The sequence below is a fragment of the Streptomyces aurantiaciflavus genome (assembly GCF_049808595.1).
Taxonomy (GTDB): domain Bacteria; phylum Actinomycetota; class Actinomycetes; order Streptomycetales; family Streptomycetaceae; genus Streptomyces.
Map to the genome: position 1 here is coordinate 21505 of NZ_JBNCAQ010000008.1, position 22943 is coordinate 44447.

General features: G+C 68.6%; 20 protein-coding genes and 4 tRNA genes. 19 read left to right on the forward strand and 5 right to left on the reverse strand.

Translation table 11 applies throughout. The features are described from left to right. The first annotated feature begins 209 nt into the window (after window positions 1-209). A tRNA-Tyr gene (locus ACPT94_RS10725) sits at window positions 210-291 on the forward strand. Between the two features lie 93 nt (window positions 292-384). Here the strand turns inward: ACPT94_RS10725 and ACPT94_RS10730 are convergent. Continuing rightward, window positions 385-675, reverse strand: a complete 291-nt coding sequence (locus ACPT94_RS10730; protein WP_360332017.1) for a hypothetical protein — start codon at window positions 673-675, stop codon at window positions 385-387. 98 nt (window positions 676-773) lie between these two features. Here ACPT94_RS10730 and ACPT94_RS10735 point away from each other — a divergent pair, with 98 nt between their 5' ends. Next, window positions 774-986, forward strand: coding sequence for a hypothetical protein (locus ACPT94_RS10735; protein WP_425245718.1), 213 nt, complete (start codon window positions 774-776; stop codon window positions 984-986). Window positions 987-1005: 19 nt separating this feature from the next. On the opposite strand, the gene ACPT94_RS10740 is transcribed toward ACPT94_RS10735, so the two are convergent. Together ACPT94_RS10740 and ACPT94_RS10745 are read right to left on the reverse strand one after the other, a co-directional pair. Continuing rightward, on the reverse strand, window positions 1006-1662 hold the full coding sequence (locus ACPT94_RS10740; protein WP_360332023.1) for an SDR family oxidoreductase: 657 nt from the start codon (window positions 1660-1662) through the stop codon (window positions 1006-1008). Window positions 1663-1843: 181 nt separating this feature from the next. Next, window positions 1844-3094 carry an amidohydrolase family protein gene (locus tag ACPT94_RS10745; RefSeq protein ID WP_360332026.1) on the reverse strand — a complete coding sequence of 417 codons (1251 nt, stop codon included), beginning with the start codon at window positions 3092-3094 and terminating at the stop codon, window positions 1844-1846. A 232-nt stretch (window positions 3095-3326) separates the two neighbouring features. Between ACPT94_RS10745 and ACPT94_RS10750 the strand changes: the two genes are divergently transcribed. From ACPT94_RS10750 to ACPT94_RS10775, 6 genes are all read left to right on the forward strand, one after another. Continuing rightward, window positions 3327-3399 (forward strand) — tRNA-Thr (locus ACPT94_RS10750). Between the two features lie 46 nt (window positions 3400-3445). After that, a tRNA-Met gene (locus ACPT94_RS10755) sits at window positions 3446-3518 on the forward strand. A gap of 89 nt (window positions 3519-3607) precedes the next feature. After that, window positions 3608-3772 (forward strand): 50S ribosomal protein L33, encoded by a 165-nt coding sequence (gene rpmG, locus ACPT94_RS10760; protein ID WP_003948671.1) that lies wholly within the window; start codon window positions 3608-3610, stop codon window positions 3770-3772. Between the two features lie 118 nt (window positions 3773-3890). After that, entirely contained in the window at window positions 3891-4343 is a 453-nt protein-coding gene (locus tag ACPT94_RS10765; RefSeq protein WP_360332029.1) for an FAS1-like dehydratase domain-containing protein, read from the forward strand. Between the two features lies 1 nt (window position 4344). Further along, on the forward strand, window positions 4345-4773 hold the full coding sequence (locus tag ACPT94_RS10770; protein ID WP_360332031.1) for a MaoC family dehydratase: 429 nt from the start codon (window positions 4345-4347) through the stop codon (window positions 4771-4773). 96 nt (window positions 4774-4869) lie between these two features. Beyond that, window positions 4870-5925, forward strand: a complete 1056-nt coding sequence (locus ACPT94_RS10775) for a UDP-N-acetylmuramate dehydrogenase (protein WP_425245719.1) — start codon at window positions 4870-4872, stop codon at window positions 5923-5925. 125 nt (window positions 5926-6050) lie between these two features. Here ACPT94_RS10775 and ACPT94_RS10780 read toward each other — a convergent pair whose 3' ends face one another. After that, window positions 6051-7079, reverse strand: coding sequence for an adenosine deaminase (locus tag ACPT94_RS10780; protein ID WP_360332037.1), 1029 nt, complete (start codon window positions 7077-7079; stop codon window positions 6051-6053). A 119-nt stretch (window positions 7080-7198) separates the two neighbouring features. Further along, entirely contained in the window at window positions 7199-8425 is a 1227-nt protein-coding gene (locus tag ACPT94_RS10785; RefSeq protein ID WP_360332040.1) for a pyridoxal phosphate-dependent aminotransferase, read from the reverse strand. Window positions 8426-8721: 296 nt separating this feature from the next. Between ACPT94_RS10785 and ACPT94_RS10790 the strand changes: the two genes are divergently transcribed. From ACPT94_RS10790 to ACPT94_RS10840, 11 genes are all read left to right on the forward strand, one after another. Continuing rightward, window positions 8722-8794 (forward strand) — tRNA-Trp (locus ACPT94_RS10790). Window positions 8795-8902: 108 nt separating this feature from the next. Further along, complete coding sequence (gene secE / locus ACPT94_RS10795; RefSeq protein WP_360332043.1) at window positions 8903-9190, forward strand: preprotein translocase subunit SecE; 288 nt, start codon at window positions 8903-8905, stop codon at window positions 9188-9190. 79 nt (window positions 9191-9269) lie between these two features. Continuing rightward, window positions 9270-10094, forward strand: a complete 825-nt coding sequence (gene nusG / locus ACPT94_RS10800) for a transcription termination/antitermination protein NusG (RefSeq protein WP_425245720.1) — start codon at window positions 9270-9272, stop codon at window positions 10092-10094. Between the two features lie 169 nt (window positions 10095-10263). Then, window positions 10264-10698 carry a 50S ribosomal protein L11 gene (gene rplK, locus ACPT94_RS10805; protein ID WP_003998857.1) on the forward strand — a complete coding sequence of 145 codons (435 nt, stop codon included), beginning with the start codon at window positions 10264-10266 and terminating at the stop codon, window positions 10696-10698. Between the two features lie 113 nt (window positions 10699-10811). After that, complete coding sequence (gene rplA / locus ACPT94_RS10810) at window positions 10812-11537, forward strand: 50S ribosomal protein L1 (protein ID WP_360332049.1); 726 nt, start codon at window positions 10812-10814, stop codon at window positions 11535-11537. Window positions 11538-11661: 124 nt separating this feature from the next. Further along, window positions 11662-12513: an SCO4651 family lipoprotein gene (locus ACPT94_RS10815; RefSeq protein WP_360332052.1), complete on the forward strand. Its 852-nt coding sequence runs from the start codon at window positions 11662-11664 to the stop codon at window positions 12511-12513. A gap of 101 nt (window positions 12514-12614) precedes the next feature. After that, on the forward strand, window positions 12615-13439 hold the full coding sequence (locus ACPT94_RS10820) for an SCO4651 family lipoprotein (protein ID WP_360332055.1): 825 nt from the start codon (window positions 12615-12617) through the stop codon (window positions 13437-13439). Window positions 13440-13859: 420 nt separating this feature from the next. Continuing rightward, the gene (gene rplJ, locus ACPT94_RS10825) at window positions 13860-14390 is read left to right on the forward strand and encodes a 50S ribosomal protein L10 (RefSeq protein ID WP_360332057.1); all 531 of its coding nucleotides are present in this window, start codon (window positions 13860-13862) and stop codon (window positions 14388-14390) included. Window positions 14391-14511: 121 nt separating this feature from the next. After that, window positions 14512-14898 carry a 50S ribosomal protein L7/L12 gene (rplL, locus tag ACPT94_RS10830; protein ID WP_360332668.1) on the forward strand — a complete coding sequence of 129 codons (387 nt, stop codon included), beginning with the start codon at window positions 14512-14514 and terminating at the stop codon, window positions 14896-14898. A gap of 557 nt (window positions 14899-15455) precedes the next feature. Then, entirely contained in the window at window positions 15456-18941 is a 3486-nt protein-coding gene (gene rpoB / locus ACPT94_RS10835; RefSeq protein WP_360332060.1) for a DNA-directed RNA polymerase subunit beta, read from the forward strand. Between the two features lie 97 nt (window positions 18942-19038). Continuing rightward, the gene (locus ACPT94_RS10840) at window positions 19039-22938 is read left to right on the forward strand and encodes a DNA-directed RNA polymerase subunit beta' (protein ID WP_360332063.1); all 3900 of its coding nucleotides are present in this window, start codon (window positions 19039-19041) and stop codon (window positions 22936-22938) included. Window positions 22939-22943: the final 5 nt, after the last annotated feature.

Consider the following 22943-nt stretch of genomic DNA (forward strand, 5'->3'; position numbering starts at 1 on the left):
TGTATCGGGTGCGTGTCGGGTGCGTGTCGGCGTCCTATGGGCTGCCGCCGAGCCCGGCGTGGGCTCGGGCCGCATCCGGACAAGCCTAGCCACCCGGCTCCGTACCGGCGCCCAGGAATCCAGGTGGCGAAGCACCCCTCCCCATCGGGTATCGTTTACGTCGTTGCCAGGGAGCACCGCCGAAAAGCGGTTCGATCGGCAGCAAACCCGGCGGTGTGCCCGAGCGGCCAAAGGGAGCAGACTGTAAATCTGCCGGCTCAGCCTTCCCAGGTTCGAATCCTGGCGCCGCCACGCTGAGAGACCCCCTCCGAACTGCGGAAACGCAGAGCGGAGGGGGTTTCTCGTTGCGTTTCTCGTGGCGAGGGCTGGTGTGGGTGACCTGGATCACTCCTCCCCGGACGGGGTCTCCTGCGGTGTCTTCGCAGTCCTCTTCACTTCCGCCTCGACGTCCGTGCGGGGTTTGCCCTCGTCCTTGGCGTACTCGGTCACTGCGGCCTGCACGTCCCGGGCGAGGTCGCGCCAGGCGCGCCATGCGGTTTCGTAGGTGTCGGTCTGGGTTTCCGACCAAGGGGCCGCCGTGGGCGCGCCGTAGGTGTCCCGCAGGTGCAGGACCCTCGCGTGTGCCTCGTCGGCCGCGCGCTGCTTCTCCACGAGTTCCTCGAAGGTATGTGCCACATGTACGGATGCTAGGGAGAGGGGCGTACTTCCGCGCGGCGAGCGGGGCGTGCGCCGCGCCGGGGTAGCCATGTGGCGCACTGGGGCACACTGACTCCATGTCCAGCCGCCGCAGCACCTGCCCCGAGTGCCGTCGCGAGATCGCCGTCGTCGCCGGTCGGTTCGCCCGGCACGACCCGACGGGGGCACGGGAGAACGGGCGGCTCATCTCCTGCCCCGGCTCGCGCCGGACGGCACAACTGGGTGCGGTGCAGCCGTCGTTGGACGGCTACGTCGTGCCCGACATGCCCGGGCAACTGCCCCTGTTCTGACAACGGGCCCCCGGGACGCTCAGTTCCCGGCCACCGACTTCACCGCCACCGACACCGGTGTCGACCCGCTGATCAGTTCCAGGGTCAGACCGGCCGTCGCCGGGGTGTCCAGCAACTCCGCCAGCACGGTGGCCACGTCGTCGCGCGGGACCGAGCCGCGGCCCGTGTGGGCCTCCAGACGGACCAGACCCTTGCCCTCCTCGTCCGTCAGTGAACCCGGGCGCAGGATCGTCCAGTCGAGGGTGTCCAGGCCCTGGACGTACGCGTCCGCCTCGCCCTTGGCGCGCAGGTAGACGTCGAAGACCTCGTCGCCCTGGTGGCCGGGGTCCGCGCCGAAGGACGACACGACCACGAAGCGGCGTACGCCCGCCCGGACCGCCGCGTCCGCGAACAGCACCGCCGCGCCCTTGTCGACGGTCTCTTTGCGGGCCGTCCCGCTCCCCGGACCAGCGCCCGCCGCGAACACCGCCGCGTCCGCGCCCCTCAGCCGCTCCGCGACCTCCTCGACCGATGCCGACTCCAGGTCCAGCACGACCGGTTCGGCGCCGACGGCCCGCAGGTCGTCGGTCTGTTCGGGCCTTCGGATGATCCCCGCGACCTCTTCCCCGCGCGCGGCGAGCAGCCGCTCCAGCCGCAGCGCGATCTGACCATGACCCCCAGCGATGACAATGCGCATGCTTCCGACCGTACGCCCGTACCCTCCCGACCGCCGCTTCACCCGAACGCCTCAACGCCCGAACGCCTCAACGCCCGAACGCCCGAACGCCCGAACGACGAACGCCGAACGGGCCGAGTGCCGCCCGGCCCGAGCCATCGGCTCCTGCCCGCGACGGACGGGCACGGGCGGGAGCACGTCCCTACGGCAACTCCCCCCGCCCCTGCCGTGGCAGCCCCAGCTCCGCTGCCGCAGCCGAGTCGCAGTACTCCCGCACCGCGCTCGTGCGGGCCACCAGCCGGCCCTGGTGGATCACGATGCGGCTGTAGGCCAGGGAGAGGGCGGACGGGAGACGGTCGCCGCGCACTGCCAGGAGGTCGGCGGGGAAGCCCGCCTCCACACGGACCTCGGGGAGTCCGAGGGCCGCCCGGGCGGAGGCGCTCACGGTGTCGTAGGCGTCCTCGGGGCGCAGGCCGTGGCGGGAGGCGAGGAGATAGGCGGCCTCCAGGGGATCACCGCGGCCGACGGGGTTGGAGACGTCCCGCAGGGCGCCGCTGCCGGCGGCGACGCGGACGCCGGCCGCGCGCAGCAGCCGTACGGGGGCGGTGCCGCGGCGTTCCGCGACGCCGCAGCCGCCCTGGGGGAGGCACACCACCGTCACGCCGGCGGCGGCGAGCTGGTCGGCGGTGCGGGTGGCGGCCTCGGCGGGGAGGTGGGCGAGGGCGGAGCAGGGGCCGAGGGTGACACCCGGGCGCAGGCCGCCGGCCATCGCGGCGAGGCGGGCCAGGCGCGCCGGGTCGGTGGCGTCCGTGTGCAGGTCGACGGGGCAGCCGTGGTCCGACGCGACCCGCAGGACGGTCTCCACGTAGCCCGTCGGATCGGGGTCCAGGTCCGGGCAGCCGCCCACGACGGAGGCGCCCATCGTCACCGCCTCGCGCAGCATCGCCACCCCGTCCGCGCCGGCCACCCCGGTCAGCACCCGGGGCATCGCCACCGTCGTCAGCTCGGCCAGCCCGCGCAGCGCACGCCGGGACTCCAGGACGGCGGCCAGCGCGCCCAGGCCCTGCACGTCGCCCACGCGGACATGGGCGCGCAGCGCGGTCGCACCATGGCCGAGTTGCAGCAGCGCGGCCTCCGTGGCGCGGCGCTGGACGTCCTCGGGCACGTACGAGACGGGACCGTCGGCGTCGGCGGACAGGGCGGTGTCGACGTGCGCGTGGGGCTCGGCCGGGGCGGGGAGGAGGAGGTAGCCGCGGAGGTCCACGCGGATGCCGCGGGCCGCGCCGGCCGCCAGGCTGCCGGCCGTGCCGACCGCCTCGATGCGCCCGCGGCCCAGCCGTACGTCCACGGTCCGGCCGTCCGTGAGGCGCGCGCCGCAGAGCAGGAGGGCGGCCGGGTCCGACGGGCCGGGCAGGGGCGACGGCGGGGGCGGCTGCGACTGGCTTTCGGGCATCGCGCTCCAGAGCTCGGGAACTGCGCGGGGGGACGCAAGATCACGGAGAGTGAGTCGAGCCTAGGGCGGCCGTCAGGCGTCGGCCGGGAGGAGCGCAATAGTCGTACCGGTGTGGTCCGGCGGCCTCGAGAGGGCCATGGGCCTGCGGGGACCTCGGGGAAACGGCCTGCGGCGGGGTACCTGAATCGGATTTGGGTGAACGGCGGCGGACCGTGTAATGTCTTCATCGCTCGCCCCAATAGCTCAGTCGGCAGAGCGTCTCCATGGTAAGGAGAAGGTCTACGGTTCGATTCCGTATTGGGGCTCTGGTGTGAGAGGTTCCCGCCGCGAGGCGGGACCCGATCGCATCACAGCGGTGTAGCTCAGTCGGTAGAGCAAGCGGCTCATAATCGCTGTGTCACCGGTTCAAGTCCGGTCACCGCTACTGGCAGTAGCCGATTGCGGGGTCGGTCCTTCGATCGGCTACTCTTTCTTGCGTTAAATCGTCCCATCCGTTCGTCAAGGAGCACTCACGTGGCTGCCACCGACGTCCGCCCGAAGATCACGCTGGCCTGCGTGGAGTGCAAGGAGCGGAACTACATCACCAAGAAGAACCGGCGCAACAACCCGGACCGTCTTGAGATGAAGAAGCACTGCCCGCGTTGCAACGCGCACACCGCGCACCGCGAGACGCGATAAATCAGGCTCGTACGCGAGGCCGTCCCCGAGTGATCGGGGGCGGCCTCGCGTCGTTGAGCGACCGGTACCGGTCAGTAGAGCAACCAGGTCAGTAGAGCAACCAGGAGGTGCCGAGCCCATGGCGCTCGACCAGTCCTTCGTGGGGCGGACCTACCCGCCCACCGATCCCTACGAGGTCGGACGGGAGAAGATCCGCGAGTTCGCGGAGGCCGTGGGGGACGCCAACCCGGCGTACACCGACCCGGAGGCCGCCAAGGCGCTCGGGCACCCCGATGTGATCGCCCCGCCGACCTTCGTGTTCTCCATCACCTTCAAGGCCGCGGGACAGGTCGTCCAGGACCCACAGCTGGGCCTGGACTACAGCCGGGTGGTGCACGGCGACCAGAAGTTCGCCTACAAGCGCCCCGTGCGCGCCGGTGACCGGCTCACGGTGACCTCGACCATAGAGGGCATCAAGTCCCTGGCCGGCAACGACATCCTGGACATCCGCGGCGAGGTCCACGACGAGGCCGGCGAGCACGTCGTGACCGCCTGGACCAAGCTCGTGGCCCGCGCGGCGGAGGAGAGCTGACATGACGGCGAAGATCGCTTACGACGACGTCGAGGTCGGTACCGAACTGCCGGCGCAGTCGTTCCCTGTGACCCGTGCCACCCTCGTGCAGTACGCGGGCGCGTCCGGGGACTTCAACCCGATCCACTGGAACGAGAAGTTCGCCAAGGAGGTGGGCCTGCCGGACGTCATCGCGCACGGCATGTTCACCATGGCCGAGGCCATCCGCGTCGTCACCGACTGGACCGGCGACCCGGGCGCGGTCGTCGACTACGGCGTCCGCTTCACCAAGCCCGTCGTCGTCCCCAACGACGACCAGGGCGCCCTGATCGAGGTCAGCGGCAAGGTCGCGGCCAAGCTCGACGACAACACCGTGCGGGTCGACCTCACAGTCACCAGCGCGGGCCAGAAGGTGCTGGGGATGTCACGGGCGGTCGTACGGCTGGCCTGACACGCGCGCGTGCGGCGAGGTAAGGGGCGTTCTCCATTGCGGGGCGCCCCTTACACATGCCGGGGGCTGTCGGTGGGGTCTCGTAGGCTTGGGCGCGTGCAGGTACTCCACGACGCCCCTCTCGCCCCGCTGACCACCTTCCGCCTCGGTGGCCCCGCGACCCGGCTGGTGACCGCGACGACCGACGCCGAGGTGATCGACGTCGTCCGCGAGGCCGACGCCACCGGGACGCCGCTGCTCGTCATCGGCGGCGGCTCCAACCTGGTCATCGGCGACAAGGGCTTCGCCGGCACCGCCCTGCGCATCGCCACGCGCGGCGTCGAGCTCGTCGGTACGCGGCTGGAGCTGGCCGCCGGCGAGGTGTGGACCGACGCCGTCGCCCGCACCGTCGAGGCCGGGCTCGCCGGGATCGAGTGCCTGGCCGGCATCCCCGGCTCGGCGGGCGCGACCCCGATCCAGAACGTGGGAGCGTACGGCCAGGAGGTCTCCTCCACGATCACCGAGGTGATCGCGTACGACCGGCGGACGGGCGAGACGGTCGCGGTCGGCAACGAGGAGTGCGCGTTCTCCTACCGCCACAGCCGCTTCAAGTCCGCCCCCGAGCGGTACGTCGTCCTGCGCGTGCGGTTCGAGCTGGAGGACGCCGGCGGGCTGTCGGCGCCGATCAAGTACGCCGAGACCGCACGGGCGCTGGGCGTCGAGCCAGGGGACCGGGTGCCGCTCGCCGAGGCGCGGGAGGCCGTGCTGAAGCTGCGGGCCGGCAAGGGCATGGTGCTCGACCCCGAGGACCACGACACCTGGTCCGCCGGGTCCTTCTTCACCAACCCGATCCTCACCGACGCCGACTTCGCCGTGTTCCACGCGCGCGTGAAGGAGCGGCTGGGCGAGGGCGTCGAGCCGCCCGCCTACCCCGCGGGGGAGGGACACACCAAGACCTCCGCGGCCTGGCTGATCGACAAAGCCGGCTTCACCAAGGGCTACGGCAGCGGGCCCGCCCGCATCTCCACCAAGCACACCCTCGCCCTCACCAACCGCGGCGAGGCCACGACCGAGGACCTGCTGGCGCTGGCCCGCGAGGTCGTGACCGGGGTCCGGGAAGCCTTCGGGATCACACTGGTCAACGAGCCGGTGACCGTCGGCGTGCGGGTGTAGGCCCCCGTCGCGGAGGGCGTCATGCGCCGGTCGGCCCGCTCCCCGCAGTTGCCGGAGGTGGGACCGACGGCCGACGCCGGCTGAGCGCCTGGCGGGGGCGGTGAGCGGTCACCGCCCCGGCACGCTCACGCCAACCAGTCGTCGACCCCCGCCGACAGCTTCGCCTTCACGTCCTCAGGGGCCGCCGAGCCCCGGATCGACTGCCGGGCCAGCTCCGCCAACTCCTCGTCCGTGAAGGCGTGATGGTGGCGGGCCAGCTCGTACTGGGCCGCAAGGCGCGAGCCGAAGAGGAGGGGGTCGTCGGCGCCCAGGGCCATCGGGACACCCGCGTCGAACAGGGTCCGCAGCGGCACGTCCTCGGGCTTCTCGTACACGCCCAGGGCCACGTTCGAGGCGGGGCACACCTCGCAGGTCACGCCCCGGTCGGCCAGCCGCTTCAGCAGCCGTGGGTCCTCCGCCGCCCGCACCCCGTGCCCGATCCGTGAGGCGTGCAGGTCGTCCAGACAGTCCCGGACCGAGGCCGGCCCGGTCAGCTCGCCCCCGTGCGGCGCCGACAGCAGCCCACCGTCCCGTGCGATGGCGAACGCCCGGTCGAAGTCCCGCGCCATGCCCCGCCGCTCGTCGTTGGAGAGCCCGAACCCGACCACGCCCCGGTCCGCGTACCGCACCGCCAGCCGGGCCAGCGTCCGGGCGTCCAGCGGATGCTTCATCCGGTTCGCCGCCACCAGCACCCGCATCCCGAGCCCGGTCTCCCGCGAGGTCGTCTCCACCGCGTCGAGGATGACCTCCAGCGCCGGAATCAGCCCGCCCAGCCGCGGCGCGTACGACGTCGGGTCGACCTGGATCTCCAGCCACCCGGAGCCGTCCCGCAGGTCCTCCTCGGCGGCCTCCCGCACCAGACGCTGTATGTCCTCCGGCTCCCTGAGGCACGAGCGGGCCGCGTCGTACAGCCGCTGGAAGCGGAACCAGCCCCGCTCGTCCGTGGCCCGCAGTCTCGGCGGCTCCCCGCTGGTCAGCGCGTCGGTCAGCGCCTCGGGCAGACGCACTCCGTGCTTGTCGGCCAGTTCCAGCACGGTGCCCGGCCGCATCGACCCCGTGAAGTGCAGGTGCAGATGGGCCTTCGGCAGCTCAGAGACATCACGTACATGCTCCATCCCAGGATCCTGCCGTACGCCGGTGCCGTCCGGGTAGCGGATTCCCCGAACGTGGTCTTGCTCGCACAAACGACAGGGGAGCACCCGGGAACTTCCCGGGTGCTCCCCTGTGCCGAAGATCAGTCCCTGGCCTCCGCCAGCAGCTTCTGGATACGGCTCACACCCTCGACGAGATCCTCGTCACCCAGCGCGTACGACAGCCGCAGATAGCCCGGCGTGCCGAAGGCCTCGCCCGGGACCACCGCGACCTCGGCCTCCTCCAGGATGAGCGCGGCCAGCTCGACGGTGTCCTGCGGACGCTTGCCGCGGATCTCCTTGCCGAGCAGGGCCTTGACCGACGGGTACGCGTAGAACGCGCCCTCGGGCTCCGGGCAGAGGACGCCGTCGATCTCGTTGAGCATCCGTACGATGGTCCTGCGGCGCCGGTCGAAGGCCTCGCGCATCTTCGCGACGGCTTCCAGGTCGCCGGAGACGGCGGCGAGGGCGGCCACCTGGGCCACGTTCGAGACGTTCGACGTCGCGTGCGACTGCAGGTTCGTCGCCGCCTTCACGACATCCTTCGGGCCGATGATCCAGCCCACCCGCCAGCCGGTCATGGCGTACGTCTTGGCGACACCGTTGACCACGACGCACTTGTCACGCAGCTCGGGCAGGAGCGCGGGCAGCGACACGGAGGCCGCGTCGCCGTAGACCAGGTGCTCGTAGATCTCGTCCGTCAGCACCCACAGCCCGTGCTCGACGGCCCAGCGGCCGATCGCCTCGGTCTCGGCCTCGCTGTAGACCGCGCCGGTCGGGTTCGACGGCGACACGAAGAGGACGACCTTGGTCTTCTCCGTGCGCGCCGCCTCCAGCTGCTCCACCGAGACCCGGTAACCGGTCGTCTCGTCGGCGACGACCTCCACCGGCACACCCCCGGCCAGGCGGATCGACTCCGGGTACGTCGTCCAGTACGGCGCCGGGACGATGACCTCGTCACCCGGGTCGAGGATCGCGGCGAAGGCGTTGTAGATCGCCTGCTTGCCGCCGTTGGTGACCAGGATCTGCGACGGGTCGACCTCGTAGCCCGAGTCGCGCAGCGTCTTCGCGGCGATCGCGGCCTTCAGCTCGGGCAGTCCGCCGGCCGGCGTGTAGCGGTGGTACTTCGGGTCCTTGCAGGCCGCGACGGCGGCCTCGACGATGTAGTCCGGGGTCGGGAAGTCGGGCTCTCCGGCGCCGAAGCCGATCACCGGACGCCCGGCGGCCTTCAGGGCCTTGGCCTTGGCGTCCACGGCGAGGGTGGCGGACTCGGAGATCGCGCCGACTCGGGCGGAGACCCGGCGCTCGGTGGGAGGGGTTGCAGCGCTCATGCAGCCCATGTTTTCAGACAGGAAACCGGCCCGGCACGCGGGTTTCACAGACTGAACATGCGCGGGCAAATCCCTGAACACCCGTCCGTATCCGGGCCGCGATCCGGGCGATGGCCCGGGTGATCTTCCGGTCCTTTTCCCGACGATCTTCCGCCACGGGCGCCCCACAGGGCGGTTTCCGTTCGACGAGGCGCTCAGGACCACGTACACTCCTACGTCGTTGGCCTTCGACAGCCGCGCCCCAACCGGTGCACACCAAGCATCCGGGTGGATGCGGTACGTTGGGGGACACACAAAGGGTCGTAGCTCAATTGGTAGAGCACTGGTCTCCAAAACCAGCGGTTGGGGGTTCAAGTCCCTCCGGCCCTGCTACACACACCATCGCCAGGATGTGTGCGCATGTACGTACAGCAATGCACCGCCGTGCGGCTCAGACCGGGCGCGGCACGGCCACGACCCGGGAACAGGTGAGGACGAATGGCGGATGCCGTGGGCTCCATCGACACGCCTGATGCCCAGGACGAGGTCCCTGAGGCCAAGAAGAAGACACGTAAGGGCGGCAAGCGCGCCAAGAAGGGCCCGCTGAAGCGGCTCGCGCTCTTCTACCGTCAGATCATCGCCGAGCTTCGCAAGGTCGTCTGGCCGACGCGGGGTCAGCTGACGACTTACACGACCGTGGTGATCGTCTTCGTCGTCATCATGATCGGCCTGGTGACCGTGATTGACTATGGACTCAGCCACGCCGCCAAGTACGTCTTCGGCTGAGCCAGGAGCGAAGGGCGCCGGGTGATCGGCGCCCCTTTCGCGTGTTCCACCCCTATGTATCCAGGAAGAAGCAGCCACCGTGTCTGACCAGAACCTGAACGACGCCATCGAGCCGGACGAGGCTGACGACGAGCTCGACATCGTCGAGGGCGCGGACGAGGACCTGGACGAGTTCGAGGCTGCCGACGCCGAGGTGGGCGAGCCCGCCGAGGAAGCCGCGCTCCACGTCGAGGACGAGGCCGACGAGGAGGACGAGGCGGTCGCCGAGGAAGAGCCGGCCGAGCCCGTCGACCCCGTCGCCGCCCTGCGCGAGGAGCTGCGCACCCTGCCCGGCGAGTGGTACGTCATCCACACCTACGCCGGCTACGAGAACCGCGTGAAGACCAACCTGGAGCAGCGCGCCGTCTCGCTGAACGTCGAGGACTACATCTTCCAGGCCGAGGTGCCGCAGGAGGAGGTCGTCCAGATCAAGAACGGCGACCGCAAGACGATCAAGCAGAACAAGCTCCCGGGTTACGTCCTGGTCCGCATGGACCTGACGAACGAGTCCTGGGGCGTCGTCCGCAACACCCCCGGCGTCACCGGCTTCGTGGGCAACGCCTACGACCCGTACCCGCTGACCCTGGACGAGATCGTCAAGATGCTCGCCCCGGAGGCCGAGGAGAAGGCCGCGCGTGAGGCCGCCGAGGCCGAGGGCAAGCCGGCTCCGCAGCGCAAGGTCGAGGTCCAGGTGCTGGACTTCGAGGTCGGGGACTCGGTCACCGTCACCGACGGCCCGTTCGCCACGCTGCAGGCCACCATCAACGAGATCAACGCCGACTCCAAGAAGGTCAAGGGTCTGGTGGAGATCTTCGGTCGTGAGACCCCGGTCGAGCTGAGCTTCGACCAGATCCAGAAGAACTGACACCTTCTGGACGTACTGCTTCCGAACAGGTCAGGTCGGCTCTTCGTAGCCGGTCTGACCTGCTCGGTTTCAAGCCGCGCATCCATACCCGTTATCGTTGTGCGGTATGCCTGCATCCGGGTGGTCCCCGGGGGCGGGCAGGACCCGAACCGAAAGGACCCGGAGAGCTATGCCTCCCAAGAAGAAGAAGGTCACGGGGCTCATCAAGCTCCAGATCCAGGCCGGCGCCGCCAACCCGGCTCCGCCGGTCGGCCCGGCGCTGGGTCAGCACGGCGTCAACATCATGGAGTTCTGCAAGGCCTACAACGCCGCGACCGAGTCGCAGCGTGGCTGGGTGATCCCGGTGGAGATCACGGTCTACGAGGACCGTTCCTTCACCTTCATCACCAAGACGCCGCCGGCCGCGAAGATGATCCTGAAGGCCGCGGGCATCGAGAAGGGCTCCGGCGAGCCGCACAAGACCAAGGTCGCCAAGATCACCGAGGCGCAGGTCCGCGAGATCGCCCAGACCAAGCTGCCCGACCTCAACGCCAACGACCTGGACGCCGCCGCGAAGATCATCGCCGGTACCGCGCGTTCCATGGGCGTCACGGTCGAGGGCTGACCCCAGCCCCGTAGCACCCTCGTAGATCCATGCAGCTGCCGTGAGGGCAGCCGCACGTGGCAGGGCCTGCTCGGCCCGTACCACGACTCCTTTCAGAACACACAGGAGCAGTTGTGAGCAAGCGCAGCAAGGCTCTCCGCGCTGCGGACGCCAAGGTCGACCGGGAGAAGCTGTACGCCCCGCTCGAGGCCGTCCGTCTCGCCAAGGAGACCTCCACGACCAAGTTCGACGGCACCGTCGAGGTCGCCTTCCGTCTGGGTGTCGACCCGCGCAAGGCCGACCAGATGGTCCGTGGCACCGTGAACCTGCCGCACGGCACCGGCAAGACCGCCCGGGTCCTGGTCTTCGCGACCGGTGACCGTGCTGCGGCCGCGGAGGCCGCGGGCGCCGACATCGTCGGCTCCGACGAACTGATCGACGAGGTCGCGAAGGGCCGTCTGGACTTCGACGCCGTCGTCGCCACCCCGGACCTCATGGGCAAGGTCGGCCGCCTCGGCCGGGTGCTCGGTCCGCGTGGTCTGATGCCGAACCCGAAGACCGGCACCGTCACCCCCGACGTGGCCAAGGCCGTCACCGACATCAAGGGCGGCAAGATCGAGTTCCGGGTCGACAAGCACTCGAACCTGCACTTCATCATCGGCAAGACGTCGTTCGACGACAGCAAGCTGGTGGAGAACTACGGCGCGGCCCTGGAGGAGATCCTCCGTCTGAAGCCGTCCGCCGCCAAGGGTCGCTACATCAAGAAGGCCGCGGTCAGCACCACCATGGGCCCCGGCATCCCGGTCGACCCGAACCGCACCCGCAACCTCCTCGTCGAGGAGGACCCGGCCGCGGTCTGAGCCCTCAGGCTCACCGAACAGTCGGTCACGGGCCCCGCACCTTCCCAGGTGCGGGGCCCGTTCCCATGTGGGGGCGCCGTGACCTGGGTTAGCGTGCGGACACGGCGAACGCACAGGGGGATCGATGAAGTGGACGACGGGCCGTGGGGGACTCTCGTCGGCGGTGGTGGCCGCGGTCGTACTGGCCGGGACGGCCGCCTGCACCTCCTCCGGGGAGCCGGACGACGACGAGCGCCGGGCGACCCCCGTCTCCCTCACCGCCCTGCGGTCCGCCGAGCGCTCCACCGGGCGGGCCGCGTCGGCCAGGGTGAGGTCCACCGCCGTCATGGGCACCGCACTGTCCCTGAAGGCCACCGGCGCCCTCGGCTGGGGCGACGGCCTCACCGGCACCCTCACCATCACGTACACCGGCGGCACGACGGCCCGGACGATGCGCGACCTCGGCATCACCTCCATGGAGGCCCGCTACCTGTCCGACGCCTACTACGCGCGGACGGGCGAGGCCTTCGCCGCGAAGACCGGCGGCAAGCACTGGCTCCGGTACGCGTACGACGATCTCGAGGGCCTCGGCGCCGGCGCGAACTTCGCCGACCAGATGCGCAACATCACCCCGAACCAGTCGGTGAAGCTGCTGCTGGACTCCGAGGACGTGCACGAGGTCGGCGAGGAGACCGTGGAGGGACGGCGCGCGACGCACTACTCGGGGACCGTGACCGTGGAGGATGTCACCGACTCCGGGCTCAGGAAGCAGCTGGAGCAGGCCGGCGTCACCACCGAGTCCGTCGACATATGGGTCGACGAGAGGAACCTGCTGGTCAAGAAGGTCGAGCAGGGCCGGACGACGACCGGCGAGTACAGCCAGACCGCGTACTACAGCGACTACGGCACCGACGTCGCCGTCGAGGCGCCGCCGGCGAACGACACCGCGGACTTCTCCGAGCTGCTCCGGCGGCAGGGCGGCGGCAGCGGCTCGTAGGAATTCACGGGACCTCACCCGTCTCGGTGGGATACCTTCACACCGCGCTGTGAATCGACCATGTGTTCACTGTGCTCGTTTGTGTTCCTGGGGGGAATCGCATGAGATCTTCCGTCGGCGTCCTCGCGCTGTCCGCACTGCTCGTCGCGGGCTGTGGCGCGGTGGGCGGTACGGAGAACAGCGGGGGCGACTCGGCGGCCGCGACCGCCGTCGGGCAGGCCGTGGCCAAGACGGAGCAACTCCCGTCCCTGCGCTACCGGATGACCGGCCGGATGCCGGAACAGGGCCGGATCGAGGCCGAGGGCGCCATGGCCAGGAAGCCGCCGGTCATGAGCCTGAAGTCGGTCGTGCTCAGCGGGCCCGACAAGGGCAGGGGCGAGGTCCGGCTGGTCGGCGGGGCGGTGTACTGGGGGAGCGACGAGGCCAACGAGGACGGCAAGCACTGGATCAAGTTCGGCGCGCCCGGCCGCTCCGAGACCCCGAGCGGCGTCGAGGTCGACTCCGGCCCGATGGCCGACAAGGTCAGCCAGAACCCGGCCCGGGAGGGCGCCTTCCTCGCCGCGGCCGACGACCTGAAGAAGACCGGCACCGAGACCGTCGACGGGGCGCGCACCACCCACTACCAGGGCACGGCCACCCTCGACGACATCCGTGCCTTCTACAAGGACGAGGACAAGGGCGTCCGCCAGCGCCAGGAGCAGGCCCTCGCCCAGTACGAGAAGCTCGGTGTCGACGAACTGACCATGGACGTGTGGATCGACGACGCCGACCACACCCGGCGGCTGCGCATGCGAGGCTTCGGCCGGCACGGCGAGCTCGACGTCACCACCACCTTCCTCGACCTCGGCAAGCCGGTGACCGTGAAGGCGCCGCCCGCCTCGGACACGGTCGACATGGCCAAGGAGATGGAGAAGGCGCGGCGTTAGCGCTGCTCGGCGGATCGGGCCGCAGCCCGGCCGCAAGGCGGAGGAGGGCGTCGACGCGGACGTCGGCAGCCGGCGCCGACGCGGCGGACGGGCCTGCCGGGCTCCGCGTCCGGCGCGGGATCCGCCGGGCAGGCCCAGGCGCCGTACCGGCGGATTTGCTTGGCGGCGATCCGTTCACGTACTCTCCTTTCGAAGCCAAAGACCGCTGGTCGTTGCCGTGCGCTCGGGAGAGGGTGCGGTGGCCGAAGGATCCGCTGATATGCGGGCGACCCGCGCAGGTGACAGTGGAAGTGCTCCCGGACGGAATCCGCCCACGGAATTCGTTTGGTCGAGCTACGCCCCGTGCGCCTGCGCCGGGGCGTTTCGTTTGTCCCAGCCCCTTCCGAGCGGTCGTCATCACCCGGAAGGAGGCCGACGCTCATGGCAAGGCCCGACAAGGCTGCCGCGGTAGCCGAGCTCGCGGAGCAGTTCCGCAGCTCGAACGCCGCCGTGCTGACCGAGTACCGGGGTCTCACCGTGGCGCAGCTGAAGACGCTGCGCCGGTCGCTCGGTGAGAACGCCCAGTACGCCGTGGTGAAGAACACGCTGACCAAGATTGCGGCCAACGAGGCCGGGATCACGACGCTCGACGACCTGTTCAACGGTCCGACGGCGGTCGCCTTCGTCACCGGTGACCCGGTGGAGTCGGCGAAGGGTCTTCGTGACTTCGCCAAGGACAACCCGAACCTCGTCATCAAGGGCGGTGTCCTTGACGGCAAGGCGCTGTCCGCCGACGAGATCAAGAAGCTTGCGGACCTCGAGTCCCGCGAGGTTCTGCTCGCCAAGCTGGCGGGCGCCCTGAAGGGCAAGCAGACGCAGGCTGCTCAGGTCTTCCAGGCGCTCCCGTCGAAGCTCGTCCGCACCGTGGACGCGCTTCGCGCCAAGCAGGACGAGCAGGGCGGTGCCGAGTAACTCGGCTCGCATCATGACCGCCGCCTGAGGCTCCGCGCCTGAGGCAGAGGTCGTAGCGGGCCGAACGTACGCCCGCCATACATGTACATCCGGCACCAGCCGAATTAGTGGAAGGAAAGCCATCGTGGCTCTCACCCAGGACGAGCTCCTCGCCGAGTTCGAGAACATGACCCTCATCCAGCTCTCCGAGTTCGTCAAGGCGTTCGAGGAGAAGTTCGACGTCACCGCTGCCGCCGCCGCGGTCGCCGTCGCCGCCCCGGGTGCCCCCGGTGCCGCTGCCCCGGTCGAGGAGGAGAAGGACGAGTTCGACGTCGTCCTCACCGGCGCCGGCGACAAGAAGATCCAGGTCATCAAGGTCGTGCGCGAGCTGACCTCGCTGGGTCTGAAGGAGGCCAAGGACCTCGTGGACGGCGCCCCGAAGCCGGTCCTGGAGAAGGTCAACAAGGAGGCCGCGGACAAGGCGAAGGAAGCCCTCGAGGGCGCCGGCGCCTCCGTCGAGGTCAAGTAAGACCCCACGGTCGGCTCACGACCGTAGCGAAGGCTGAAACGGCTCCTGTGGGGCTGTAACGCTCACGCACCGAAGAGCGATCATCCATCCGGGTGGTCGCTCTTCGGCGTTCTCGGGGTGCGGCCGGGGTTGCCTTGAACCCGCGTTCGCGGGGGGTATGGTGATCTTCGTCGTGTCTCGGGAACCTCCGTTCGGGCAACGGGGCCTTGACGAACCGCACGCAGCGCGCAATTCTCAGGACGCGTCGTCACAAGGATCCGAATCCGAGGCATGGATCGACGACGAAGAGGGCAGTATCACCGTGCGTTGAGGGCAGTGCCTTGTCGCAGGAGTTGAGAACAACGAGGGTCTCGAAAACCCGCACTGGACATCAGTGTGCCAAGTGGCTACACTGACCCTTTGCGCTGCCTGTTAGCTGTCCCCTGCCCGTCACCAGGGGCATGCCCTCGCCCGAGCATCGATGATGGAAAGATCCCTGACCTGGGTTTTCTGTCTCTTTCCGTGGGAGAGGGGCCGGTACGCGCGTAGTGAGTCCGAGCCCTCGGAAGGACCCCCTCTTGGCCGCCTCGCGCAACGCCTCGACCGCGAATACGAACAACGGCGCCAGCACTGCCCCGCTGCGCATCTCCTTTGCAAAGATCAAGGAGCCTCTTGAGGTTCCGAACCTGCTCGCGCTGCAGACCGAGAGCTTCGACTGGCTGCTCGGCAACACCGCCTGGCAGAGTCGGGTCGAGGAGGCTCTGGAGAACGGTCAGGACGTCCCCACCAAGTCCGGCCTCGAGGAGATCTTCGAGGAGATCTCCCCGATCGAGGACTTCTCCGGGTCGATGTCGCTGACGTTCCGGGACCACCGCTTCGAGCCGCCGAAGAACTCGATCGACGAGTGCAAGGAGCGCGACTTCACGTACGCCGCGCCGCTCTTCGTCACGGCCGAGTTCACCAACAACGAGACCGGTGAGATCAAGTCCCAGACGGTCTTCATGGGCGACTTCCCGCTCATGACGAACAAGGGCACGTTCGTCATCAACGGCACCGAGCGTGTCGTGGTGTCGCAGCTGGTCCGTTCGCCCGGTGTCTACTTCGACTCCACCATCGACAAGACCTCCGACAAGGACATCTTCTCCGCCAAGATCATCCCGTCCCGGGGTGCCTGGCTGGAGATGGAGATCGACAAGCGCGACATGGTCGGTGTCCGTATCGACCGCAAGCGCAAGCAGTCCGTGACCGTTCTGCTCAAGGCGCTCGGCTGGACGACCGAGCAGATCCTCGAGGAGTTCGGCGAGTACGAGTCGATGCGCGCCACCCTGGAGAAGGACCACACCCAGGGCCAGGACGACGCGCTGCTCGACATCTACCGCAAGCTGCGTCCGGGCGAGCCCCCCACGCGTGAGGCCGCGCAGACGCTTCTGGAGAACCTGTACTTCAACCCGAAGCGCTACGACCTCGCGAAGGTCGGCCGCTACAAGGTCAACAAGAAGCTGGGTGCGGACGCTCCGCTGGACGCGGGCATCCTGACCGTCGAGGACATCATCTCGACGATCAAGTACCTGGTGAAGCTGCACGCCGGCGAGACCGAGACGACCGGTGACAGCGGCGACACGATCGTCGTCGAGACCGACGACATCGACCACTTCGGCAACCGTCGTCTGCGCAGCGTCGGCGAGCTCATCCAGAACCAGGTCCGCACGGGTCTGGCTCGTATGGAGCGCGTCGTCCGTGAGCGCATGACGACCCAGGACGTCGAGGCGATCACGCCGCAGACACTGATCAACATCCGGCCGGTCGTCGCCTCCATCAAGGAGTTCTTCGGCACCAGCCAGCTGTCGCAGTTCATGGACCAGAACAACCCGCTGTCGGGTCTCACCCACAAGCGCCGTCTGTCGGCTCTTGGTCCGGGTGGTCTCTCCCGTGAGCGGGCCGGCTTCGAGGTCCGTGACGTGCACCCGTCGCACTACGGCCGTATGTGCCCGATCGAGACCCCTGAAGGCCCGAACATCGGTCTGATCGGCTCGCTCGCCTCCTACGGTCGCGTCAACGCCTTCGGTTTCGTGGAGACCCCGTACCGCAAGGTCGTCGACGGCCAGGTCACCGACGAGGTGGACTACCTGACCGCCGACGAGGAGGACCGCTTCGTCATCGCGCAGGCCAACGCCGGCCTGACCGACGACCTGCGCTTCGCCGAGAACCGCGTGCTGGTCCGCCGCCGTGGCGGTGAGGTCGACTACGTCGCCGGTGACGACGTGGACTACATGGACGTCTCGCCGCGCCAGATGGTGTCGGTCGCGACCGCCATGATCCCGTTCCTCGAGCACGACGACGCCAACCGTGCCCTCATGGGCGCGAACATGATGCGTCAGGCCGTGCCCCTCATCAAGTCCGAGTCCCCGCTCGTCGGCACCGGCATGGAGTACCGCTCCGCCGTCGACGCCGGCGACGTGGTCAAGGCCGAGAAGGCCGGTGTGGTCCAGGAGGTCTCCGCGGACTACATCACCACGGCCAACGACGACGGCACGTACATCACGTACCGCCTCGCCAAGTTCGCCCGCTCCAACCAGGGCACCTCGGTCAACCAGAAGGTCATCGTCAACGAGGGCGACCGGATCATCGAGGGCCAGGTCCTGGCCGACGGTCCGGCCACCCAGAACGGCGAGATGGCGCTCGGCAAGAACCTGCTCGTGGCGTTCATGCCGTGGGAGGGTCACAACTACGAGGACGCGATCATCCTGTCGCAGCGCCTCGTGCAGGACGACGTCCTCTCCTCGATCCACATCGAGGAGCACGAGGTCGACGCCCGTGACACCAAGCTCGGCCCCGAGGAGATCACCCGGGACATCCCGAACGTCTCCGAGGAGGTCCTCGCCGACCTCGACGAGCGCGGCATCATCCGCATCGGCGCCGAGGTCATCGCCGGTGACATCCTGGTCGGCAAGGTCACGCCCAAGGGTGAGACCGAGCTGACGCCCGAGGAGCGCCTGCTGCGCGCGATCTTCGGTGAGAAGGCCCGTGAGGTCCGTGACACCTCGCTGAAGGTGCCGCACGGCGAGACCGGCAAGGTCATCGGTGTGCGCGTCTTCGACCGCGAGGAGGGCGACGAGCTTCCCCCCGGTGTGAACCAGCTGGTGCGCGTGTACGTCGCGCAGAAGCGCAAGATCACCGACGGTGACAAGCTCGCCGGCCGGCACGGCAACAAGGGTGTCATCTCCAAGATCCTGCCCATCGAGGACATGCCGTTCCTCGAGGACGGGACCCCGGTCGACATCATCCTCAACCCGCTCGGTGTGCCGTCCCGAATGAACCCGGGACAGGTCCTGGAGATCCACCTCGGCTGGCTCGCCAGCCGCGGCTGGGACGTCTCTGGTCTCGCCGACGAGTGGGCGCAGCGTCTGCAGGCCATCGGCGCCGACAGTGTCGCTCCCGGCACCAACGTCGCCACCCCGGTCTTCGACGGTGCGCGTGAGGACGAGCTCGCGGGTCTGCTGCAGCACACCATCCCGAACCGCGACGGCGAGCGCATGGTGCTCCCGTCCGGCAAGGCGCGGCTGTTCGACGGCCGTAGCGGTGAGCCGTTCCCGGACCCGATCTCGGTCGGCTACATGTACATCCTGAAGCTGCACCACCTGGTCGACGACAAGCTGCACGCCCGCTCGACCGGTCCGTACTCGATGATCACCCAGCAGCCGCTGGGTGGTAAGGCCCAGTTCGGTGGCCAGCGGTTCGGTGAGATGGAGGTGTGGGCCCTCGAGGCCTACGGCGCCGCGTACGCCCTCCAGGAGCTGCTGACCATCAAGTCCGACGACGTCACCGGCCGCGTGAAGGTCTACGAGGCCATCGTCAAGGGCGAGAACATCCCCGAGCCCGGCATCCCCGAGTCCTTCAAGGTGCTCATCAAGGAGATGCAGTCCCTTTGCCTGAACGTGGAGGTGCTGTCCAGCGACGGTATGTCCATCGAGATGCGTGACACCGACGAGGACGTCTTCCGCGCTGCGGAGGAGCTCGGCATCGACCTGTCCCGGCGCGAGCCGAGCAGCGTCGAAGAGGTCTGACGGGAGTCCGGCGGACCTTGAACCACCAAGGTCCGCCGGCCCCGGGACCCCCGTTTCAGACCCCAAGACTTACAACCCTGAGAGGGATTGACGCATAGTGCTCGACGTCAACTTCTTCGACGAGCTCCGGATCGGTCTGGCCACCGCTGACGACATCCGTCAGTGGAGCCACGGCGAGGTCAAGAAGCCCGAGACCATCAACTACCGCACGCTCAAGCCCGAAAAGGACGGACTCTTCTGCGAGAAGATCTTCGGTCCGACCCGGGACTGGGAGTGCTACTGCGGCAAGTACAAGCGTGTCCGCTTCAAGGGCATCATCTGTGAGCGCTGTGGCGTCGAGGTCACCCGCGCCAAGGTGCGCCGTGAGCGGATGGGCCACATCGAGCTGGCCGCTCCCGTCACGCACATCTGGTACTTCAAGGGTGTCCCGAGCCGGCTGGGCTACCTGCTCGACCTGGCTCCCAAGGACCTCGAGAAGGTCATCTACTTCGCGGCGTACATGATCACGTACGTCGACGAGGAGCGCCGTACGCGCGACCTGCCCTCCCTGGAGGCGCACGTCTCCGTCGAGCGGCAGCAGATCGAGAACCGCCGGGACGCCGACCTGGAGGCCCGCGCCAAGAAGCTCGAGACCGACCTGGCCGAGCTCGAGGCCGAGGGCGCCAAGGCCGATGTGCGCCGCAAGGTGCGCGAAGGCGCCGAGCGCGAGATGAAGCAGCTGCGCGACCGCTCCCAGCGCGAGATCGACCGTCTCGACGAGGTGTGGACCCGCTTCAAGAACCTCAAGGTCCAGGACCTCGAGGGCGACGAGCTGCTCTACCGCGAGCTGCGTGACCGCTTCGGCACGTACTTCGACGGTTCGATGGGTGCCGCGGCGCTGCAGAAGCGCCTGGAGTCCTTCGACCTGGACGAGGAGGCCGAGCGCCTCCGCGAGATCATCCGTACCGGCAAGGGCCAGAAGAAGACCCGTGCGCTCAAGCGCCTGAAGGTCGTCTCCGCGTTCCTGCAGACCAGCAACAGCCCCAAGGGCATGGTGCTCGACTGCGTGCCGGTCATCCCGCCGGACCTGCGTCCGATGGTGCAGCTGGACGGTGGCCGCTTCGCGACCTCCGACCTGAACGACCTGTACCGCCGTGTGATCAACCGCAACAACCGTCTGAAGAGGCTCCTCGACCTCGGCGCGCCCGAGATCATCGTCAACAACGAGAAGCGCATGCTTCAGGAGGCTGTTGACGCCCTCTTCGACAACGGTCGTCGTGGTCGCCCGGTGACCGGTCCCGGCAACCGCCCGCTGAAGTCCCTCAGCGACATGCTGAAGGGTAAGCAGGGTCGATTCCGTCAGAACCTGCTCGGCAAGCGTGTGGACTACTCCGCGCGTTCCGTGATCGTCGTCGGTCCGCAGCTGAAGCTGCACCAGTGCGGTCTGCCCAAGGCGATGGCGCTGGAGCTCTTCAAGCCGTTCGTGATGAAGCGCCTGGTCGACCTGAACCACGCGCAGAACATCAAGTCGGCCAAGCGCATGGTCGAGCGCGGCCGCACCGTGGTGTACGACGTCCTCGAAGAGGTCATCGCCGAGCACCCGGTGCTGCTGAACCGTGCGCCCACGCTGCACCGTCTCGGCATCCAGGCCTTCGAGCCGCAGCTGGTCGAGGGCAAGGCCATCCAGATCCACCCGCTCGTGTGCACCGCGTTCAACGCGGACTTCGACGGTGACCAGATGGCCGTGCACCTGCCGCTGTCCGCGGAGGCGCAGGCCGAGGCCCGCATCCTGATGCTGTCCTCGAACAACATCCTCAAGCCCGCCGACGGCCGTCCGGTGACGATGCCGACCCAGGACATGGTCCTCGGTCTGTTCTTCCTCACCACCGACGGTGAGATGCGGGACGTCAAGGGTGAGGACCGCTCCTTCTCCTCCGTCGCCGAGGCGATCATGGCCTTCGACGCGGGCGAGCTCTCGCTCCAGTCGAAGATCGACATCCGCTTCCCGGTCGGCACCATCCCGCCGCGCGGCTGGACTCCGCCGGCGCAGGAGGAGGGCGAGCCGGAGTGGCAGCAGGGTGACAGCTTCCGTCTGAAGACCACGCTGGGCCGTGCGCTCTTCAACGAGCTGCTGCCCGAGGACTACCCGTTCGTCGACTACGAGGTCGGCAAGAAGCAGCTCTCCGAGATCGTCAACGACCTCGCCGAGCGCTACCCGAAGGTCATCGTGGCGGCGACGCTCGACAACCTGAAGGCGTCCGGCTTCTACTGGGCCACCCGTTCCGGCGTGACCGTCGCCATCTCCGACGTCGTCGTTCCCGAGGCGAAGAAGGAGATCGTCCGCGGTTACGAGGCGCAGGACGAGAAGGTCCAGAAGCAGTACGAGCGCGGTCTGATCACCAAGGACGAGCGCACGCAGGAGCTCATCGCGATCTGGACCAAGGCGACCAACGAGGTCGCCGAGGCGATGAACGACAACTTCCCGAAGACCAACCCGATCTTCATGATGGTGAACTCGGGTGCACGAGGCAACATGATGCAGATGCGTCAGATCGCCGGTATGCGTGGTCTGGTGTCGAACGCGAAGAACGAGACGATCCCGCGTCCGATCAAGGCGTCGTTCCGTGAGGGTCTGTCCGTGCTGGAGTACTTCATCTCCACGCACGGTGCGCGTAAGGGTCTGGCGGACACCGCTCTGCGTACCGCCGACTCGGGTTACCTCACCCGTCGTCTGGTCGACGTCTCCCAGGACGTCATCATCCGCGAGGAGGACTGCGGCACCGAGCGCGGCCTCAAGCTGGCGATCGCCGAGCGCGGCGAGGACGGTGTCCTGCGCAAGACGGGCAACGTCGAGACGTCCGTGTACGCGCGCTGCCTCGCCGAGGACATCGTGGTCGACGGCAAGGTGCTGGCCCCGGCCGGTACCGACCTCGGCGACGTGCTCATCGACGAGCTGGTCCGCCACGGCGTGGAGACGGTCAAGACCCGCTCGGTCCTGACCTGCGAGTCCGCCGTCGGCACCTGCGCCATGTGCTACGGCCGCTCGCTGGCCACCGGCAAGCTGGTCGACATCGGTGAGGCGGTCGGCATCATCGCCGCCCAGTCCATCGGTGAGCCCGGTACCCAGCTGACGATGCGTACCTTCCACACCGGTGGTGTGGCCGGTGACGACATCACCCAGGGTCTGCCGCGTGTCGTCGAGCTCTTCGAGGCCCGTACCCCGAAGGGTGTCGCCCCGATCTCCGAGGCCTCCGGCCGCGTGCGGATCGAGGAGACCGAGAAGACCAAGAAGATCGTCATCACGCCGGACGACGGCAGCGACGAGACGGCCTACCCGATCTCGAAGCGCGCCCGACTCCTGGTCAGCGAGGGCGAGCACGTCGAGGTGGGCCAGAAGCTCACCGTGGGTGCCACCAACCCGCACGACGTGCTGCGCATCCTGGGTCAGCGTGCCGTCCAGGTCCACCTGGTCGGCGAGGTCCAGAAGGTGTACAACTCGCAGGGTGTGTCGATCCACGACAAGCACATCGAGATCATCATCCGGCAGATGCTGCGCCGTGTGACGATCATCGAGTCCGGCGACGCCGAGCTGCTGCCCGGTGAGCTGGTCGAGCGCTCGAAGTTCGAGCACGAGAACCGTCGTGTGGTCCAGGAGGGCGGTCACCCGGCCTCCGGTCGTCCGCAGCTCATGGGTATCACCAAGGCCTCGCTGGCCACGGAGTCCTGGCTGTCGGCGGCGTCCTTCCAGGAGACGACCAGGGTCCTCACGGACGCGGCGATCAACGCCAAGTCCGACTCCCTGATCGGCCTCAAGGAGAACGTCATCATCGGTAAGCTCATCCCGGCCGGTACGGGTCTGTCCCGCTACCGCAACATCCGGGTCGAGCCGACCGAGGAGGCCAAGGCCGCGATGTACTCGGCCGTCGGCTACGACGACATCGACTACTCGCCGTTCGGCACCGGCTCCGGCCAGGCCGTTCCGCTGGAGGACTACGACTACGGTCCGTACAACCAGTAAGGCGT